Origin of the sequence: Nocardioides marmorisolisilvae, assembly GCF_003725775.1 — a bacterium.
Classification (GTDB): domain Bacteria; phylum Actinomycetota; class Actinomycetes; order Propionibacteriales; family Nocardioidaceae; genus Marmoricola; species Marmoricola marmorisolisilvae.
Genome location: NZ_RJSG01000002.1, coordinates 107772 through 125978, shown reverse-complemented (window position 1 = coordinate 125978; position 18207 = coordinate 107772). Strand labels below are relative to the sequence as shown.

The 18207-nt window shown below is 71.4% G+C and carries 18 protein-coding genes; 2 read left to right on the top strand and 16 right to left on the bottom strand.

Going from position 1 to position 18207, the window contains the following annotated elements:
* Nucleotides 1–4: 4 nt before the first annotated feature.
* The 8 genes from EFL95_RS04390 to EFL95_RS04360 all read right to left on the bottom strand — a co-directional run bounded on the left by EFL95_RS04390 (nucleotide 5) and on the right by EFL95_RS04360 (nucleotide 6762).
* Nucleotides 5–406 (bottom strand): hypothetical protein, encoded by a 402-nt coding sequence (locus tag EFL95_RS04390; RefSeq protein WP_123232848.1) that lies wholly within the window; start codon nucleotides 404–406, stop codon nucleotides 5–7.
* 21 nt (nucleotides 407–427) lie between these two features.
* Complete coding sequence (gene ligD, locus EFL95_RS04385) at nucleotides 428–1384, bottom strand: non-homologous end-joining DNA ligase (RefSeq protein ID WP_123232847.1); 957 nt, start codon at nucleotides 1382–1384, stop codon at nucleotides 428–430.
* A gap of 87 nt (nucleotides 1385–1471) precedes the next feature.
* Complete coding sequence (locus tag EFL95_RS04380; protein ID WP_123232846.1) at nucleotides 1472–2350, bottom strand: siderophore-interacting protein; 879 nt, start codon at nucleotides 2348–2350, stop codon at nucleotides 1472–1474.
* A complete protein-coding gene (locus EFL95_RS04375; RefSeq protein ID WP_123232845.1) occupies nucleotides 2350–3165 on the bottom strand; it encodes an ABC transporter ATP-binding protein in 816 nt (271 codons plus the stop codon). The genes EFL95_RS04380 and EFL95_RS04375 overlap by 1 nt, the downstream gene beginning before the upstream one ends.
* Complete coding sequence (locus EFL95_RS19700) at nucleotides 3162–4193, bottom strand: FecCD family ABC transporter permease (protein ID WP_246004802.1); 1032 nt, start codon at nucleotides 4191–4193, stop codon at nucleotides 3162–3164. Before EFL95_RS19700 ends, EFL95_RS04375 begins: the two co-directional genes overlap by 4 nt.
* A complete protein-coding gene (locus tag EFL95_RS19695; RefSeq protein ID WP_246004801.1) occupies nucleotides 4190–5236 on the bottom strand; it encodes a FecCD family ABC transporter permease in 1047 nt (348 codons plus the stop codon). Before EFL95_RS19695 ends, EFL95_RS19700 begins: the two co-directional genes overlap by 4 nt.
* A complete protein-coding gene (locus tag EFL95_RS04365) occupies nucleotides 5233–6276 on the bottom strand; it encodes an ABC transporter substrate-binding protein (protein WP_123232844.1) in 1044 nt (347 codons plus the stop codon). The genes EFL95_RS19695 and EFL95_RS04365 overlap by 4 nt, the downstream gene beginning before the upstream one ends.
* Nucleotides 6277–6393: 117 nt before the next feature.
* Nucleotides 6394–6762, bottom strand: coding sequence for a cupin domain-containing protein (locus EFL95_RS04360; RefSeq protein ID WP_123232843.1), 369 nt, complete (start codon nucleotides 6760–6762; stop codon nucleotides 6394–6396).
* Between the two features lie 105 nt (nucleotides 6763–6867).
* Between EFL95_RS04360 and EFL95_RS04355 the strand changes: the two genes are divergently transcribed.
* Nucleotides 6868–9984, top strand: a complete 3117-nt coding sequence (locus tag EFL95_RS04355) for an ATP-binding protein (protein WP_148044967.1) — start codon at nucleotides 6868–6870, stop codon at nucleotides 9982–9984.
* On the opposite strand, the gene EFL95_RS04350 is transcribed toward EFL95_RS04355, so the two are convergent.
* From EFL95_RS04350 to EFL95_RS04325, 6 genes are read right to left on the bottom strand one after another with little or no spacing between them, the layout of a single operon-like run.
* Complete coding sequence (locus EFL95_RS04350) at nucleotides 9971–10729, bottom strand: class I SAM-dependent methyltransferase (RefSeq protein ID WP_183407021.1); 759 nt, start codon at nucleotides 10727–10729, stop codon at nucleotides 9971–9973. The genes EFL95_RS04355 and EFL95_RS04350 overlap by 14 nt on opposite strands.
* Nucleotides 10726–11712, bottom strand: coding sequence for a phosphotransferase (locus EFL95_RS04345; RefSeq protein WP_123232841.1), 987 nt, complete (start codon nucleotides 11710–11712; stop codon nucleotides 10726–10728). Before EFL95_RS04345 ends, EFL95_RS04350 begins: the two co-directional genes overlap by 4 nt.
* Nucleotides 11705–12121, bottom strand: coding sequence for a hypothetical protein (locus tag EFL95_RS04340; RefSeq protein WP_148044965.1), 417 nt, complete (start codon nucleotides 12119–12121; stop codon nucleotides 11705–11707). The genes EFL95_RS04345 and EFL95_RS04340 overlap by 8 nt, the downstream gene beginning before the upstream one ends.
* Before the next feature lie 47 nt (nucleotides 12122–12168).
* Nucleotides 12169–12963: a 3'(2'),5'-bisphosphate nucleotidase CysQ gene (locus tag EFL95_RS04335; protein WP_123232839.1), complete on the bottom strand. Its 795-nt coding sequence runs from the start codon at nucleotides 12961–12963 to the stop codon at nucleotides 12169–12171.
* 18 nt (nucleotides 12964–12981) lie between these two features.
* Complete coding sequence (gene pth / locus EFL95_RS04330; protein ID WP_123232838.1) at nucleotides 12982–13575, bottom strand: aminoacyl-tRNA hydrolase; 594 nt, start codon at nucleotides 13573–13575, stop codon at nucleotides 12982–12984.
* A gap of 37 nt (nucleotides 13576–13612) precedes the next feature.
* Nucleotides 13613–14296, bottom strand: coding sequence for a 50S ribosomal protein L25/general stress protein Ctc (locus EFL95_RS04325; RefSeq protein WP_123232837.1), 684 nt, complete (start codon nucleotides 14294–14296; stop codon nucleotides 13613–13615).
* Between the two features lie 452 nt (nucleotides 14297–14748).
* Between EFL95_RS04325 and EFL95_RS04320 the strand changes: the two genes are divergently transcribed.
* Entirely contained in the window at nucleotides 14749–15582 is an 834-nt protein-coding gene (locus tag EFL95_RS04320; protein WP_148044964.1) for a hypothetical protein, read from the top strand.
* A 61-nt stretch (nucleotides 15583–15643) separates the two neighbouring features.
* Here EFL95_RS04320 and EFL95_RS04315 read toward each other — a convergent pair whose 3' ends face one another.
* Together EFL95_RS04315 and glmU are read right to left on the bottom strand one after the other, a co-directional pair.
* Entirely contained in the window at nucleotides 15644–16615 is a 972-nt protein-coding gene (locus EFL95_RS04315) for a ribose-phosphate diphosphokinase (RefSeq protein WP_123232835.1), read from the bottom strand.
* Between the two features lie 62 nt (nucleotides 16616–16677).
* Entirely contained in the window at nucleotides 16678–18174 is a 1497-nt protein-coding gene (glmU, locus tag EFL95_RS04310; RefSeq protein WP_123232834.1) for a bifunctional UDP-N-acetylglucosamine diphosphorylase/glucosamine-1-phosphate N-acetyltransferase GlmU, read from the bottom strand.
* Between the last annotated feature and the right edge of the window lie 33 nt (nucleotides 18175–18207).

Below are 18207 nucleotides of genomic sequence, written 5' to 3'. Positions count from 1 at the left end.
CTGATCAACGCAAAACGGGCGTTCGGGTCACGGCTCGGGTCGCCCGGCGCTCGGCAAGCCAGAGGCCGAGCGGGAGACCGGGGAGCACCGCGATCGCCGGTCCTGCGACGCTCCAGGAGTCGTCGCCACCACTGCCCCACAGCAGCGATACGAGCAGGAGAAGCAGCCAGAACGTCAGATATATCGCCACGATCCGCCCGACCGCTCGGGCCCGCTCCCCCAGCGGGCGCGGACTGAGGACGTACCAAAGGCCGCCGAGCAGCACCCCGCCGACGAGGTAGATGCAGACTGCGGCAGGCGATCCGACGGCGTCCTCCAGAGGACCGGAGAAGCTCGAGACGGTCGACCCGACCGCGCCGACGACCAGCCACGCGTATTGCTGGCGCAGCGGCCAGGTCCGTTCCATGCCCCGATCATGCCCGACGGATCACCCGGCGTCGTCGGGTTCCGGCGGGGTCTCCTTGCCCTCGGCCTCGTCGCGGTCGGCCCACTCGAGCAGCGGCGCGATGTCGAAGACGTGGTCGTCGATGTCGTGGTGCAGGTCGCCGAGCTCGGCGTACCGGTCGGGCATGGTGGCGATGGTGAAGTCGTTGGGCTCGCAGTCGTCGACCTCGTCCCAGCGGATCGGCGCGCTGACGGTGGCGAGCTCGTTGCCGCGGACCGAGTACGCCGCCGCGATGGTGTGGTCGCGGGCGTTCTGGTTGTAGTCGACGAAGAGGTCCGTCGGGTCGCGGTCCTTGCGCCACCAGGTCGTGGTCACCTGGTCGTTGCGCCGCTCGACCTCGCGGGCGAAGGCGAGCGCGGCACGGCGTACGACCTTGTGGTCGCCGTCCGGCTTGATCCGCACGTAGATGTGCATGCCCTTGCCGCCGCTGGTCTTCGGGTAGCCGACCGCGCCGAGCTCGTCGAGGATCTCGTGGGCGGTGTGCGCGACGCGCTGCACGGTGGCCCAGTCGCAGTCGTCGCCCGGGTCGAGGTCGATGCGCCACTCGTCGGGGATCTCGACGTCGGCCTTGCGGCTGTTCCAGGGATGGAACTCGACCGTGCTCATCTGCACGGCCCAGACGACCTGTGCGATCTCGGTGACGCAGAGCTCGTCGGCGGTGCGCTTCCAGCGCGGGAAGAAGACCTGCACCGTCTCCATCCAGTCCGGGGCACCCTTGGGCAGCCGCTTCTGGTGCACCTTCTCGCCGGTGACGCCGGTCGGGAAACGGTGCAGCATGCAGGGCCGCTCGCGCAGCGCGTTGACGATGCCGTCGCCGACGGACAGGTAGTACTCGACGAGGTCGAGCTTGGTCTCACCGCGCGCCGGGAAGTAGACCCGGTCCGGGTTGGAGATGCGCACGACCTTGTCGTCCACCTCGAGCTCGATGGCCTCACCCATGCAGGTGAGGCTACGCGCGCGAGCGGAGCCGCACCGAGCTTGCTCGTGTGCCGGCGGAGCGAGAAGCGTTGAGGAGCGAAGCGACGATCAGCCGCGCATGGCGACACCTTCGCGCCAGTAACCCATGAACGCGACCTGCGCCCGCGGCATCCCGAGCTCCCCGACCAGGTGGCGGCGCAGCCTGGTGACCATGCTCGACTCCCCCGCGATCCAGGCGTAGCGGTCGTCGACCGCGGCTGACTCCAGCGGTTCGCCCGAGGACGAGTGCACCGGCGTCTCCCACAGGTCCGGGTCGATCTCGACCTCACCCTCGACGGCTGCGAAGCCCAGGTGCTCACCGACCGCGGCCACCGCCAGGTCACCGACCGGCCGACCGTCGCGGGGCAGCCAGTGCACCATTACCCCCGCGACCTCGGGCAGCGGAACGATGTCGCCGGCCAGCGGGACCTCGAGGAAGACCGTGCCGTCGGTTCCGTCGGGGAAGGCCCGCAGGATCTGGGTGATCGCCGGCAGTGCGGTCTCGTCGCCGACCAGCAGCACCCGCTTCGCCCCGCCCGGAGCGAACTCGATGCCGCCGTACGCCGCACCCTTGCGGGGCAGCACCGCGAGCAGCTCGTCGCCCTCGCTGGCGCCGAGCGCCCAGTCGGAGCCGGGGCCGTGCGCGCCGGGGTGGATCACGAAGTCGACCTGGAGCCGGGCGTCGAGGCCGGCACCGAAGGTGTCCGCGACGGTGTACGTGCGCACCGAGCCGCGTGTCTCCTCGGGAAGGGCGGCGAAGTCGGACCACCAGCTGTCCTGGCTGAGCTCGGGAAGTCCGTCCGAGCCGGGGAAGAGCAGCTTGATCCGCTGGTCGTAGAACGGGCCTTCGACCCCGAACTCGGCCAGGTCTCCCCCGGCCAGCTCGATCCGGGCATAGGACGGCGAGGGGCGCGAGACGGCCGCGACGCGCAGACGGGCGAGCAGCATCAGACCATCACCTCCGTCAGTGCGTGGTGGCGACCTTGCGGCACCACGAGAGGCGTCCCGGAGACCGGGTCGGTGATCACCAGCGACTCAAGCGCGAACACTGCTCTCACCAGCTGCTCGGTGACGACGGCGGCCGGCGGACCGGCCGCGACCACGGCACCTCCGCGCAGGGCGATCAGGTGGTCGGCGTACCGGGCGGCGAGGTTGAGGTCGTGCAGCACCATGGCGATGGTCGTGCCTCTCTTCCTGTTCAGGTCGGTGAGCAGGTCGAGCACCTCGACCTGGTGGGTGACGTCGAGGAACGTGGTGGGCTCGTCGAGCAGCAGGATGTCGGTCTGCTGCGCCAGCGCCATCGCGATCCAGACCCGCTGGCGCTGACCGCCGGACAGCTCATCGACCGACCGGTCGGCCAGGTCCTCGACGCCGGTCGCGGCCAGCGCCTCGGCAACGGCGCGGTCGTCCGCGTTCGACCAGCGGGCCAGCATCTTCTGGTGCGGGTGCCGACCGCGCGCGACCAGGTCCGCGACGACGATGCCCTCGGGCGCGACCGGCGACTGCGGCAGCAGCCCGAGCGTCCGGGCGACCTCGCGGGTCGGCAGCCGGTGGATGTCACGACCGTCGAGGACGATCCGGCCCTCGCTGGGGCGCAGCAACCGCGACATCGCGCGCAGCACCGTGGACTTGCCGCAGGCGTTGGCACCCACGACGACAGTGATCTTCCCGGGCGGCAGCGCCACGTCGAGCGCGGTCACGACCGGCAGGTCGCCGTACGAGAGCGAGACCCGTTCGATGGCGAGGTGATGCTCGGTGGTCACAGGGATCCTCCTGACTTGTTGGTCCGGGCGAGCAGGTACACGAGGTAGGGCGCACCGAGCGCCCCGGTGACGACGCCGACCGGGTAACGGGTGCCGAGCGCCCACTGGCCGACCTGGTCGGCGAGCAGCACGATCAGCGCGCCGACAAGTCCGGCAGGCACCAGCAACGAAGCCCCGGGGCCGACCAGCCGGGCCGCGATCGGCCCGGCGAGGAACGCAACGAAGGCGATCGGCCCGGCGGCTGCGGTCGCACAGGCGATCAGCAGCACGGCAGCGACGATCGAGACCAGCCGCGTCCGCTCGACCGGTACGCCGAGGGCGGCAGCCGTGTCGTCACCGAGCTCCAGCAGCGCCAGCGGTCGGCCCTGGGACAGCAGCACCGGGGTTGCCGCCAGGACCGCGACCAGCAGCGGGATGACGACGTCCCAGGACGCGTGGTTGAGGCTGCCCGTCAGCCAGCGCATGGCGACCTGGAGGTCCCACTGCGAGGCGCGCAGGAGAACCCAGGAGATGACGCTGTGCAGCATCGCCGCGATCCCGATGCCGACCAGCACCAGACGGGTGCCGACCACGCCGTCCTTCCAGGCCAGCAGGTAGATGAGCAGCGCGGTGACCAGAGCCGCGACCACCGCGACCACCGAGACGGTCGGTCCGGAGTAGCCGAGGACGACGATGGCGAAGACGCCGGCCGCCGAGGCTCCCTGGCTGATGCCGATGATGTCCGGCGAGGCGAGCGGGTTGCGCAGCATCGTCTGGAACGTGACGCCGCCGATGCCGAACGCGAAGCCCGCCAGCACGGCCAGGGATGCGCGCGGCAGGCGCAGCTCACCGACCGTGAACGAAGCGCCCGGAACGACGTCGCCGACGATGACGTGCCAGACGTCGATCAGCGGGTAGTAGGTGTGCCCGACCATCAGGCTGACCGCGAAGATGGTCACCACCAGGGCGGCGAGCACGGCGACCACGGCGCCGCGGCGACGGACCCGGCGTCGTCGGCCGACGACCAGGTCGGCGAGGACGGCGCTCACAGCGCACGCACCTTGGTGCGACGAACCAGCCAGATGAAGAAGGGGGCGCCGAGCAGGGCCGCAACGATGCCGACGTCGACCTCGGCCGGCCGGGCGATCAGGCGACCGAGCACGTCGGCGGCGGTGAGCCAGCCGGCGCCGAGGAGCACCGAGGTCGGCAGCAGCCAGCGGTGGTCGACGCCGACGAGCTGGCGGCACAGGTGCGGCACCAGCAGCCCGACGAAGGCGATCGGTCCGGCGATCGCGGTCGCCGCACCGCACAGGATCACCGAGCCGGCTCCGGCAACGAGTCGGGTCCGGGTGACGTCCTGTCCGAGGCCCGCGGCGACGTCGTCGCCGAGCGCCAGCAGGTTGAGACCGCGGGCGGAGACCAGACAGATCGCCAGGCCGACAGCGAGGAACGGCAGCGCCAGGCCGATCCGGTGCCAGTCCGCGCCGCCGACGCCGCCGATCTCCCAGAAGCGGAACTCGTTCATCACGTCGATCCGGGGAAGCAGGATCGCGCTGACCAGCGACGAGCAGGCGGCCGAGGTCGCGGCCCCGGCCAGGGTGAGCTTGAGCGGCGTCGGCCCTCCACGGCCCATCGAGCCGAGCAGGTACACCAGGACCGCGGTCACCGCTGCGCCGCCGATCGCCACCCACAGGTACGACGCCGGGTCGGCCAGGCCGAGGAAGGCGATCCCGGTGACGACCGCGAGCGCCGCGCCCATCGTGATGCCGAGCAGGCCGGGATCCGCCAGCGGGTTGCGGGTGATGCCCTGCATCACCGCGCCGGCGAGCCCGAGAGCCCCGCCGACGAGGAGAGCGAGCACCGTTCGCGGGATCCGTTTCACGACGGCGGCCGAGCCGATCGTCGAGTCGTCGCCGGAGAGCCCGAGAACGATGTCGTGCCATCCGGTGGTGCGGACACCGATGGCCACCGACGCGATGGCGGCCAGGCAGACGAGGCCGATCGCGACGAGGAGGAGCGTGGTCCGAGGTGCCACCCGCTGCCGTGTGGCGGCGGCAGCGGGCAGCACCTCGAGCTCGTGGGTCAGGCTCACGCCTTGTCGGCCGCCGCGGCGAGGAGGTCGAAGTAGCGGTCGATCCCCCAGCCGATGGAGAGCGGCGACGGGTTCGCCGACGCGGCCAGCGGCGTCGAGTCCTGCAGGATCGCGACGGCACCCTTCTTGATCGCCGGGATCTTGCCGATCAGCGGATCCTTCTGGAGCGACGCGAGCGTCGAGCCGTCACCCTGGCCGTAGCCGACGAACACGTCGACGTCGTCGAGCTCGGAGGCCTTCTCGGAGCTGACCGTCTCGTAGAACGTCTTCGACTTCGCCGAGCGCGCGGCGACCAGCTCGGGAGCCGGCAGACCGAGATCGAGCAGGAAGCCCGGACGGGTGTCGTGCGTGGTGTAGAACCCGATCTGGCTCATGTCCTTCGGGTCGACGTAGCTGAACAGGAACTTCTTGCCCTCGATCGAGGGGTGCGCCTCCAGCGAGGTCTGGATCTCGCCGTCGAGCTTCTTCACCAGGGCGTCACCCTCGGCCTTGAGACCGAGCGCTTCGCTCTCCATCTCGATCATCTGGTTCATCGTGGTGGCCCAGGGCAGACCGGGCTCGGCGATGGTCGGGGCGATCTTGGAGAGCTTCTCGTACTCCTCCTTGGTCAGCCCCGAGTACGCCGCGAGGATGACGTCCGGGCGGGTGTCGGCGACGGCCTCGAAGTCGATGCCGTCCGACTCGTCGAAGAGCACCGGCGCCTTCGCTCCCAGGTCGTTGAGCTTGTCCTCGACCCACGGCAGCACGCCGTCGCCGTCGTCGTCGCCCCAGGCGGCCTTGCTCATCCCGACCGGGACGATGCCGAGCGAGAGCGGCACCTCGTGGTTGGCCCAGGCGACCGTCGCGACCCGGGTGGGCTTCTTGGTGATCGTGGTCTCGCCGAAGGCGTGCTTGACGGTCACCGGGAACGCGCTGGTGTCGCCGGTGGCGTCAGCGCCCTTGGTGTCGTCGCTGCTCGAGCCGCAGGCGGCAAGGGCGCCGGCCAGGGTGACAGCGAGGACCGCGGCGGCAGCACCGGCGCGGGAGAAGCGTGGAAGCATCGGGTCATCCTTCTACGTAGTTAGGTATGCCTAACCATAGTAAGGGTGACCTTAGTTGGCTACGTGGTCCTGCTCACGTGGTGAGCCCGGGTGCGCGGACGCACCCGGGCTCCCGCCTCACTTGGCGTAGTTGCTGGCGCCCCACCAGTCCACGAGGACCACGGTCTCGTCCCCGACCACCCAGGCGTCGTGGCCGTGCGGGACCGAGACGACGTCGCCCGGGCGACCGTCGTACTCGGTGCCGTCCTCCATCCGGATCTTCAGGTGGCCGGAGAGCTGGAACTGGAAGTGCGGCGCCTCGCACAGGTCGGTGCCGGCGATCGGCTTCACGTGCTCGGACCAGCGCCAACCGGGCTCCAGCGTCAGCCGGCCGATGTCGGAACCGGCGACCGAGACGATGTCGACCTTGCCGCGCTCGAACGAGCGGGTCTCGTCCGGGGTCCCGAAGTTCTTCTGATCCGCCTTCGTGCTCGTGCTCGTGCTCATGGTGTTCTCCCTTGGTCTCCTCGAGCCGCTCTCGGCTCTGGAACGACCCTGCCGCCGCGACCTTGCAGCCCGGTTGCAGCCGGGTCGCGGCGATAGGCTCCGCACGTGGATGCGCTGTCGGTGCGTGTGCTCGGTGAGCTGTCGATCGACGGCCTCGACGTGAGCGCCGTGGTCGATCGCAAGGCCAGGCTGCTGCTCCGGCTCCTCGCGATGGCGCGCGGGCGGGCCGTCGAGACCGAAGCGCTGGTCGACGCCCTGTGGGACGAGAAACCACCGGCGAAACCCGCCGACCAGGTCGCCGTCCTGTCCAGCCGCCTGCGCCGGGCGCTGGGCAGTACCGCGGTGGAGCACGGGGACCACGGCTACCGGCTCCGCTACGACTGGCTCGACCTCGACGAGCTGGCCCGCCTGGTCGCGGCGATCGAGGATCGAACCACCAGCGGCACCACCGCCTCCGCCTCGGCAGCGGCCCGGGTGGCGATCTCGCTGCTGCGCGGGCCGCTCCCGGTCCCGGCGACCACGGCCGACTGGGTCCTGGCCGACCACGCCGCCGCCCAGCGGATCGTCCACCGTGCCCGACGTGCCGCCGCCGGCGCGCTGCTCGCCTCCGGCGACTGGCTCGACGCCCTCGACCTGGCATCGGCGGCCGTCCAGGAGGACCCGTACGACGAGGACGCAGTGCGCCTGGTGATGCGTGCCCACGCAGCCGGCGGACGGCCGGCGGCGGCGCTGGCGACCTTCGCGTCGCTGCGCGAGCTCATCGCCGAGGAGCTCGGTGCCGATCCCGCGCCCGAGACGGAGGACCTGCACGAGGCGATCCTCCGCGGCGAGCTCGCAGCGACCGCCAGGGTTGTTGCCCCGACGACGGTGGTCGGCCGCGCCAGCCAGCTCGCGCACCTCGACGCCCTGGCGAACCGGACCTCCGCGGGGGTGCGCATCGCCGTCGTGGTCGGCGAGGGCGGGATCGGCAAGACCACCCTGCTGCGGACCTGGTCCGAGGCCCGCGCGGAGGCCGGCGACACCGTCCTGTTCGGAACCTGCGGGACGCTGGACGCCGCCACTCCCCTGGACGTGCTGCTCGCCGCGATCGGCGAGCACCTGCGTCGCAGCGACGACCCCGGCGCGCTGCTCGCCGAGGACGCCGCGGTCCTCGGCCCGCTGCTCGGCCTGGAGACCAGCGAGGACGGGCGCGCGGGCTCGATCCCCGACGGCGCGCTCGGCCTCGCGACCCTGTACGCCGCCACCAGCGGCGTGCTCGCCCGGATCGCCGGCGAGACCGGGGCGATCGTGGTGCTCGACGACGCACACCTCGCCGGGCCGACCCTGGCGGACTGGGCGCGCTTCGTCGAGCGGCGCCGGGCCGGCCTGCTGATCGTGGCCGCCGTGCGCCCGGCCGAGGGCACCCCGTTCCCGGCCAACGAGGTGGTCAACCTCGGGCCGCTGGACCGCGCCGCAGTCGGCGAGCTGGTCGGCGCCGACCGCGCCGAGGACCTGCACGAGCGCTCGGGCGGGCACCCGCTGTTCCTCAGCGAGCTCGCCGCCGCAGGCGAGGGTGACCTGCCACCCTCCCTGGTCGCCGCGATCGAGAAGCGCTGCGACGACCTGGGCAGCGGTGCCGACCTGATCCGCAGCGCCGCGGTCCTGGGCGACGAGCTCGACGTGGACCTGCTCGCCTCGGTGCTGGGCCGCCAGCCGCTGGAGGTGCTGGTCGACCTGGAGACCGCGACCGACCGCAACCTGCTGGTCGAGGACGCGGGCCGCTTCCGCTTCCGGCACGCCCTGGTCCGCCAGGCCCTGGCCGACAGCGCGCGGGGCAGCCGGGCCGCGCTGCTGCACCGCCGGGCGAGCACGGTGCTCGCCGAGCGGGCCGACTCCGACCCGGTCGTGGTGGCCGAGCACGCCCGTCTCGGCGGCGACACCGCGTTGGCCGCCCGGTCCCTGCGGGAGGCGGCCGCCCGCGCGGCGGACCGGTTCGACCACTCCACCGCCGAGACCCTGCTCGACCAGTCGCAGCGCCTCGCCCCGGACGACCAGACTCTGCTGGCCCGGGCTCGCATCAAGATCCGTCGCGGGCACTACGCCGACGCCGAGGCGGACGTCGCCGCCACGGCGTCCAGCGGAGCCGAGGGCCACCAGCTGAGCGCCTGGGCGGCGTACTTCGACCGGCGGCTCGACGACGCCGTCCGCTTCGCCCACGACGGTGAGGTCACCGCCGAGGACCCGGCCGTCCGCGCCCGGTGCCAGGTCATCGGCGGACGCACCCTGCACGCCCGCGGTCAGCTGGACGCAGCCGAGGACCTGCTCCGGAAGGCGGTCGATGCGACCTCAGGGACGGACCGGCTGACGTCCTCGGCCTGGCTGGGAGCGCTGCTGGCCCACCGCAGCCAGGCGCCGGGCGCGATCGAGCTGATGCGACCGGCGACCCGGCCCGGTGTGCACGTCGACCACACCTCCGCCACGATGCACGCCTGGCTGTTCACCGGGCACGCCCACGCCGCAGCCGGTCGCGCGCACGACGCCCTGGCTGCGTTCCGGCAATACACCGAGGAGGTCGAGCGACGGCAGGTGCCACGTTTCGGCGGCCGGGGGTCGAACAGCGCGGGCTGGGTGCTGCGCAACGTGGGGGCGGTCGACGAGGCCCGCGACGTCCACCTCGAGGCGCTCGAGTACGCCGACGGCCTGGGCACGCCGGAGGTCCGGGTCGCAGCCCTCGAGGACCTGGCCGACGACCGACTGCTCGCCGGCGACGCCGATGCTGCGGCCCGCTACCTGCAGGACGCCGAGGCGGCCATGACCGGAACCCTGGTCTTCGGGTGGAGGCTCGAGCTGAAGCTGGCCCTGCTCCGCGGACGGCTGTCGCTCCTGACCGGAGACGCCGAGGCGGCCGTGGAGCAGGCGACGGCGTTGATCGCCTCGGCCGACGCGATCGGCGTTCCGCGGTACTCCTCGGTCGCGCGCCTGCTCGCCCACCAGGCGCGGGCCGGGCTCGGCGAACCGATCGATCTCGACGACGTCGCGCGCGACCTCGAGGCGGCCCAGGACAGCATCGGCGTCGAGGCGTGGTGGTGGGGCGGGGACACGGCGGCCGCGCTCGGGAACGCGACCCTGCTGACCCGGGCCGAAGCTCTCGCCGATCGTCTCGCCACCACGAGCGACCACCCGGACGTGCTGCGCGCCGAGGCCGACCGCCGTCTGCAGGCGTGGCGGCTCAGGATGCGCTGAGCGCCAGCATCGGCACGACCACCGGTGGCAGGCCGACCGCCGCCTCCTCGGATCGGACCCGCATCCGCTCCCGGGTCTCGGCGTCGAGGCCGGCCACGAACGGCGCCAGGTGCGCCATCCCCCAGCGCCACTCCACCATCGCCGCCGGGTCGGTGATCCCGGTCGGGACCTCGATCCGGTTCACGGTCACCTGGGTGTACCCGGCCTCCTCGGCCAGCCTTCCCAGCTCGACGGGGTCCTTCACCTGGTCGTTGGTCACCTGGACCGCGGCGTACCAGTCCGGCGCGACGAAGCCGACCTGCGCCATCACCTCGTCGACGACGGTCTTCGCCGGGTGGTCCCAGCTCCGGTCGAAGCTCGAGGCCACGATCGCGGTCGCCACCCGGCGGCACTCGCCGAGGCCGCGCACCGGGTCGTCGAGGTGGTTGATCACGAAGGCCGCGACCACCAGGTCGAACGATCCGTCGGCGAACGGCAGCCGGTTGGCGTCGGCTTGGACCCCGATCCGGCCGACACCCTGGCGCAGCATCTCGGCGGCCCGGTCCGTGGCCACGACCGAGGCAGCTCCGCGCCCCAGCGCCGCGCGGCCGGCGATACCGGTCCCGGCTCCCAGGTCGAGCACCCGGGCTCCGGCCACCGGGACCGGCGCCACCTCCAGCAGGGCGTCCGCCGTCGCGCCGTACAGGCGACCGGGGCCCTGGTCCCAGGACGCCGCCGCTACGTCGTACGCCGCGAACTCGCTCACAGCAGGTGCGCGTTCTCGAGCACGCGGTCCTCCCACCAGGCCAGCTCCTCGTCGTACCCGCCGAGAGCTTTCTCCCAGCCGAAGTGCACCAGCGCACCGATCAGCGCGAGGCCGAGCTGGCGGTCCCACCAGGGCCGCGTGTCGACGCCGCGGCGGTGCAGCGCGTCGCGGTAGATCTCGAGGGCCTGCTCCTTGCTGACCGGCAGCCGGCGGCAGTTGATCGCCAGGTACCAGGCGACGTCCGCGAGCGGGGCACCCCGGCCCGGCAGCTCCCAGTCGAACAGGATCGTCCGGCCGTCGTCGTGGGTGCCGAGGTTGTCGAGCTTCCAGTTGCCGTGGATGAAGGTCTGCGGTGTGTTCTCCATCGCCGCCACCAGGGGTCGCGGGTCGTGAGCCAGCGGCAGCACGACCGCGGCGGCCCGGGGGGCGACCTCGCCGAACAACGGCCACCCCCGGGCGACCAGCTGCGGCACCAGGTGGTCCGAGCCGAGCTCGGCCTCTGCTTCGGCCATCTGCGGGGAGAGCTCGAGGTAGCGGCGCTCGGGCGTGACGACATCAATCGCCTCGGCGCTCGCCCAGAAGTGCACGTGCATGGCGGCCATGTGGTCCAGGAAGCCCTCGTTCTGGGCCGCCGGGATCGGGTCGTCGCCGACCGGCACCAACCACGGCGAGACGTCCCGCATCAGCAGCACGGCCTTGGCGCCCAGGCTGGCCACCCCGACGATCGGGCTGTCGATCTCCGGCGGCAGTGCGTGCAGCAGTCCGCGCCGCCACACCTCGACCGGGGCCGTCGCCGGGACCTGCGCGACGCGGATCGTCCAGTCGACGTCGGGGTCGAGGTACTTCACGACGTAAGGCGCACCGTCGATGGTGACCCGGTCCAGAGCAGCGCCGGACTTGCCGACGCTGTCGATCGCGGTGAGTCCGTCGGCGCCGGCCAGCAGCTCCTCGACCGAGTCGAGCACCGTCCGGGGCTCAAGCATCCGCGGCCTCCATCTCGGCCATCAGACCCGCCGGCCACCGACCCCCGCAGAGCACGGTGTCCGCGACGATCCGGTCGTCGACGACGTCCAGGACGTGCAGGTGGTGCGCCGTGTGCGGAACCCCGTCCTCCTGCCAGGCCAGCAGGTAGTCGACGACCTCGCCCGTCGGGATCGGGATCCGGCGCAGCGTCTCGAACTCCCCGGGATCGGCGAACCAACCCCGGTACGTCGCCCGCAGGTCCTCGACGCCGCGACGGTGCATCCGCCAGTTCGGGACGGTCGCGTCCAGCAGGACGTCGGACGCCCAGGCGTCGCACTCGTCGATGGTGGCGTTGCGGACCGCGTCCAGGAACCGGTCGACCGCGGGAAGTGGCTGGAGCATCGCTGCCTCGCTTCGGGTTGGTGTCATCGTGTCACCCGAGGTTCTCGTCCGGCGGTTGCAGCCGCCTTGCAGCGCTAGTCGGTCCCGTGCTTGGCGATGAACTCCAGGATCGGCTCGGCCAGCTCGGGCCGGCACACGATCAGGTCGGGCAGCAGCACCTCGTCCTGGTTGTAGAGCAGCTCCGACCCGTCGATGCGGCTGGTGAACAGCCCGGCGGCACGGGCGACCGCGACCGGCGCGGCCGAGTCCCACTCGTACTGACCACCGGCGTGCACGTAGGCGTCGGTGACGTCGCGAGCCACCGAGATGACCTTCGCTCCGGCCGAGCCCATCGGCACCAGCTCGGCGCCGATCTCGAGCGCGAGCTCCTGGACGAAAGCCGGCGGGCGGGTCCGGGAGACGGCGATCCGCGGCCGGGGAGCGGTGCGCGCCGGGACCAGCGGTGGCTGGCCGGTGTGGAAGGTCTTCCCCATCGCGGGCTGTGCGACGGCGCCGGCGACCAGAGCGCCTTCCTGCCACAGCGCCACGTGGACCGCCCAGTCGTCGCGCGGCGGCTCGGAGTACTCGCGGGTGCCGTCGACCGGGTCGATGATCCAGACCCGCTTCGCCGTCCGCCGGTCGTGCTGGCCGCTCGTGCCGCGATGCTCCTCCTCGGAGAGGACCGCGTCGTCGGGCATGTACTGGGCGAACAGCTTCATGAGCAGCTCGTGCGAGGCCAGGTCGCCGGCGTCCTTGAGCGCCTTGCCCTCCAGGCCGCTCTCGCGGACACCCAGCAGCAGTGAGCCTGCGGCGGTCGCGGCCCAGGCTGCGAAGAGGTGGTCGTTCTCGAGCGCCTCCGCGGGCGGCGTACCGGGGTCGAAGTCAGTCACGCAGCCGACCCTAGGGCCTCAGCGGTTGAAGCGTTGCTGCGTCTCGTCCAGACCCTTCTCGATCAGGCACTCCACCGCGTCCGCGGCCGAGTCGATCTGGAAGGGCAGCTCCTTGCGCTCGACCGTCGAGTAGTTGCCGAGCACGAAGTCGGCCGGGTCCTGGCGCCCGGGCGGGCGGCCGATACCGGCACGCACCCGGTAGAAGTCGCCGGTGCCGAGCGAGGCACGCATGGACTTCAGGCCGTTGTGGCCGTTGTCGCCGCCGCCGAGCTTGATCCGGAGCGTGCCGAAGTCGATGTCCAGCTCGTCGTGGATCGCGATGATGTGCGCGGCGTCGACGCTGTAGAACTTCGCCAGTGTCGAGACCGGTCCCCCGGACTCGTTCATGTAGCCCCGGGCACGACCCAGCACCACCTTCGGCGCCGGAGCACCGGGCGGCGCGAGCCGGCCCTCGAGGACCTCGGCGCGCCCGGACTTGTGCGACTTCAGGCTGCCGCCCATCCGGCGGGCCAGCTCGTCGACGACGAGGTACCCGATGTTGTGCCGGGTGCCGGCGTACGTCGGGCCGGGGTTGCCCAGCCCGACGATCAGCCAGGTGTCAGAGTCACTCACGGCGTCTCGACCGGCTCGACGACCCTGGGAGGCCGACTCACTCGGAGTCGGCGGATCCCTCAGCCGGAGCGTCGCCCTCGGCCGGAGCCTCGTCGCCGGCGGCCTCGTCAGCCGGAGCGTCGTGCTCGATGCCGGCCTCGGCCTCAGCCTCGGCGAGCTCGGCCTCCACCTCGGCGGCCGAGACGGCCTGGGTGATGTTGACGATCAGCTGCTCGGAGTCGCTCACCAGGACCGAGCCCTTCGGCAGCGTCAGCTGGCCGGCGAGGATCTGGGTGCCGACCTCGGCGCCCTCGATGTCGACCTCGATGGCCTCGGGGATGTGGGTGGCCTCGGCCTCGAGGGTGACCACGTTGTTCTCGATCTGGACGAAGGTCTCCTTGGCGGCCTCACCGGTGGTGTGGACCGGGACCTCGACGGTGACCTTCTCGCCCTTCTTCACGGCGACGAAGTCGACGTGCTCGAGGAAGCCCTTGATCGGGTCGGCCTGGACCTGCTTGGTCAGCGCGAGCTGGACCTTGCCGTCGATCTCGATGTTCAGCACCGCGTTCGCGCCACCGTGCTTGATCGCCATCAGGGTGTCGTGGCCCGGCAGGGTCACGTGGATCGGGTCGTTGCCGTGACCGTAGATGACGGCCGGCACCTTGTTCGCGCGACGGATCCGGCGGGCAGCGCCCTTGCCGAACTCGCTGCGGGTCTCGGCGATGATGAGGTCTTCGGACATGGTGGGGCTCCTGGAGTAGAGGAAGTTCTGTGTCGGGTGGCTGCCCGGGGTGGATCGGTCCGGAGACACACGGTGTCGGATACAGACATGCACCGCGCGCCGACGGGGCACGGTGCATGGATTCACGAACCGACCGCGTCGATCACGGAACATCCCTGTCGGGACCGCTCCCTCGCCGAGGCAACCGGAAAATCTTAGCGGCCCCTTGCAGACAAGGGAAATCCAGTCGGTTGCTACAGGAGCGTCGTGGCCGGGGTGTTTCCACAGCGCTCACGTAGCAACGCAGGTGGGGCTGGGAAATCGGCCAGCGTCGGGCCATGTCTGAATGGAAACTTCGCGCCGCCCGACCTGTCTTGGTCCACCCCGTTTCGATCGATCCTGACGGGAGATCCGGGCCTACCCCCGGACAGGCGCGGGGTCCCTTTTGGCGCCGGACGTCTCCCGGGCTCTACGTGCCGTCCGATGCCGACGCGGGTCTCGTCGAGCAGCGTGTCCTCGAGGCGTCCGGTCGGCTTCCTGCAGCCGGAGCGGTCACGGGGTGGGCAGCGCAACGAATGCTCGGGGTCGGCTACGCAGACGGGCTGGCGACCGACGGCCGGACCGTGCTCCCTGTTCCGGTGGTCGTGCCGCCTGGGACCGCCCTTCGAGCGTCACCTGGCATCGAGGTGCACCGGGAACGTCTGGACCCCACTGACGTGACGAGGGTGTACGGCGTTCCGGTCACGACCGGGGTGCGCGCGACGTTCGATGCTGCCCGTCGCGCAGCCGGCCTCCGGAACGCCGTGGTTGCGATCGACATGGCCGTCGCTGCGAACGTCGTGACACTGCCGACGTTGCGCGCCTACCTAGCGACGATGTCGGGCTGGACCGGGCTACCTCAGGCCAGGCGGGCAGCCGAGCTGGCCGACCCGCGGAGCCTCTCACCCCGAGAGACGCTGCTCCGCCTGACCTGGCGGTTGGATGCAGGTCTCCCGGAGCCGAGGTGCAACTGGCCGATCGCGAACGGGAGCGGCAGGCGCATCGGGAGGCCGGACCTGCTGTGCGAGGAGTTGGGCGTCATCGGAGAGTACGACGGGGCGGACCACCGGTCGCAAGCGAGACACCGCGACGATCTCCGTCGGGACGACCAGTTCCGGGCGGTCGGGCTCGAGCCGTTCCGGGTGGTGGGTGCCGACCTCCACGACAAGCAGCTCGTGGTGGCCCGCATCCGGGCAGCTGTCGAGCGCGCCCGTGCGTCCACGACCGCCCGGACATGGCTCGTGAAAGCAGATCCCGGCCCGCTCTAGCCCGGCTTGCTACAGCAGGGCTGCCGAACCGATCACCAGACGACGCTGGCGTAGCAAACGATCAGGCGTGGCCGTCGAACATGCTGGTGACCGAGCCGTCCTCGAAGACCTCCTTGATCGCGCGCGAGAGCAGCGGCGCGATCGAGAGGCAGGTCAGCTTGTCGAACTCCTTCTCAGGAGCCAGCGGCAGCGTGTTGGTGATGACCACCTCGACGGCCGGGGAGTTCTTCAGCCGGTCGACGGCCGGGTCGGAGAGGATCGCGTGGGTGGCGGCGATGATCACGCCGGCCGCGCCGTCGTTCATCAGGGCCTCGGCGGCCTTCACGATGGTGCCGCCGGTGTCGATGATGTCGTCGGTCAGCACGCACATCTTGCCGGTGACGTCACCGACGACGCGGTTGGCGACCGTCTCGTTCGGGCGGTCGATGTTGCGGGTCTTGTGGATGAACGCCAGCGGAACGCCGCCGAGCCGCTCGGCCCAGCGCTCGGCGACCTTGATCCGGCCGGCGTCCGGCGAGACCACGGCCAGCGGCTGGTCGCCGTACTTGTCCTTGATGTAGTCGGTGAGGATCGGCAGCGCCATCAGGTGGTCGACCGGGCCGTCGAAGAAGCCCTGGAGCTGGTCGGCGTGCAGGTCGACGGTGATGATCCGGTCGGCGCCCGCGGTCTTGAACAGGTCGGCCATCAGCCGGGCCGAGATCGGCTCGCGGCCGCGGTGCTTCTTGTCCTGGCGGCTGTAGCCCCAGAACGGCATCACCACGGTGATCCGCTTGGCCGAGGCGCGCTTGAGGGCGTCGACCATGATCAGGTGCTCCATGATCCACTCGTTCACCGGAGCGGTGTGGCTCTGGAGCACGAAGGCGTCGCACCCGCGGACGGACTCCTCGTAGCGGATGTAGATCTCCGAGTTGGCGAACTCGTACGCCGAGGTCGGCACCAGCGGCGTACCGAGTGCATCGGCCACCTCGGCGGCCAGCTCGGGATGGGCCCGACCGCTGAAGACCATCAGGTTCTTCTCGGTGGCTTTCTTCATACCGCTCACGCTGCGCCGCTCCTCAGGGGTGTCCGGGTGATCAGGTCCGGTCGCTCCGATTCTCACTCACTCGTGGCCGCGTCCCCAACATCAGGCGTCGGCGTGCCAGCATCTGGACGAACTTCTGCGCCCTCGGCCCCCATCGCCGCCTCGGCCGCCTTCGCCTGGTCTGTACCGGGGCGCTTGGCCTGGGCCCACTCGTCGTAGTGCCGCTGCGGCCCGCTGGTCACCGCCAGGGTGCCCGGCGGGATGTCGCGGCGGATGACCGAACCGGCCCCGGTGGCCGCGCCGTCGCCGACCGTCACCGGCGCGACGAAGGTGTTGTTGCTGGCGGTCTTGGCGTGCGCGCCGATCGTGGTGCGGTGCTTCTTGACGCCGTCGTAGTTGGCGAAGATCGTGCCGGCGCCGATGTTCGCGCCCTCCCCGATCGTCGCGTCGCCCACGTAGGAGAGGTGCGGCACCTTGGCGCCGTCGCCGATCTGGGCGTTCTTGGTCTCGACGAACGCCCCGATCTTGCCGCCGGCACCGAGCTCGGTCCCGGGTCGCAGGTAGGAGAACGGGCCGACGTTCGCGCCCGCGCCGATGACCGCGAGCTCGCCGTGGGTGCGCACCACCTTGGCGCCGGCGCCGATCTCGACGTCGCGCAGGGTCGAGTCCGGGCCGACGACCGCGTCCTCGGCGACCACGGTCGTGCCGAGCAGCTGCACGCCGGGAAGGATGGTGACGTCCGGCTCGAGCTTCACGTCCGCGTCGATCCAGGTGCTGCTCGGGTCGATGATCGTCACGCCCGAACGCATCCAGCGGTCCAGGATCCGGCGGTTCATCTCGGCGGCCAGGGTGGCGAGCTGCGCGCGGTCGTTGACGCCCTCGGTCTGCATCACGTCCTCGAGGACGAAGGCGCCGACAGTCCGGCCGTCGCCGCGCGCCAGCGAGACGGTGTCGGTCAGGTAGTACTCGCCGGCCGCGTTCTGGTTGCCCAGCCGCGGGAGCACGCCGTCGAGGAAGTCCGCGTCGAAGGCCAGGATGCCGCTGTTGATCTCGGCGATCGCGGCCTGCTCCTCACTGGCGTCCTTCTGCTCGACGATCGCCTCGACCCCGCCGTCGTCGCCGCGGACGATGCGTCCGTAGCCGTGCGGGTCAGCGACGATCCCGGTCAGGATGCTGATCGCGTCGGTGCCGGCGCGGTGGAACTCGACGAAGGCTCGCAGGCTCTCACCCTCGAGCATCGGCATGTCGCCGTACGCGATGAGCACGGTGCCCGAGCGCTGGTCGGCGGGCAGCGCCTCCCAGGCCATCCGGACCGCGTGGCCGGTCCCGTCCTGGGTCTCCTGGACCGCGAGCACGATCCCCGGAACGAGCTCGGCGACGTGCGCAGAGACCTGCTCGCGCTGGTTGCCGACGACGGCGACGATGCGCGCCGGCTCCAGGGCCGAGGCAGCGTGCAGGACGTGCCCGATCATGCTGCGCCCGGCGATCTGGTGCAGCACCTTCATGGTCTTCGACTTCATCCGGGTACCGCCGCCGGCGGCGAGGACGATGACCGTCAGGTCAGTGGACACGAGGCCTCCTCTTCTCACCTGCGACCCTACCGA

What these genes read in the sequence shown, in the direction of transcription:
- EFL95_RS04390 (WP_123232848.1), bottom strand. Translation starts at nt 406, where the DNA reads ATGGAACGGACCTGGCCGCTGCGCCAGCAATACGCGTGGCTGGTCGTC.
- ligD (WP_123232847.1), bottom strand. Translation starts at nt 1,384, where the DNA reads ATGGGTGAGGCCATCGAGCTCGAGGTGGACGACAAGGTCGTGCGCATC.
- EFL95_RS04380 (WP_123232846.1), bottom strand. Translation starts at nt 2,350, where the DNA reads ATGCTGCTCGCCCGTCTGCGCGTCGCGGCCGTCTCGCGCCCCTCGCCG.
- EFL95_RS04365 (WP_123232844.1), bottom strand. Translation starts at nt 6,276, where the DNA reads ATGCTTCCACGCTTCTCCCGCGCCGGTGCTGCCGCCGCGGTCCTCGCT.
- EFL95_RS04360 (WP_123232843.1), bottom strand. Translation starts at nt 6,762, where the DNA reads ATGAGCACGAGCACGAGCACGAAGGCGGATCAGAAGAACTTCGGGACC.
- EFL95_RS04345 (WP_123232841.1), bottom strand. Translation starts at nt 11,712, where the DNA reads ATGCTTGAGCCCCGGACGGTGCTCGACTCGGTCGAGGAGCTGCTGGCC.
- EFL95_RS04340 (WP_148044965.1), bottom strand. Translation starts at nt 12,121, where the DNA reads ATGACACCAACCCGAAGCGAGGCAGCGATGCTCCAGCCACTTCCCGCG.
- EFL95_RS04325 (WP_123232837.1), bottom strand. Translation starts at nt 14,296, where the DNA reads ATGTCCGAAGACCTCATCATCGCCGAGACCCGCAGCGAGTTCGGCAAG.
- EFL95_RS04315 (WP_123232835.1), bottom strand. Translation starts at nt 16,615, where the DNA reads ATGAAGAAAGCCACCGAGAAGAACCTGATGGTCTTCAGCGGTCGGGCC.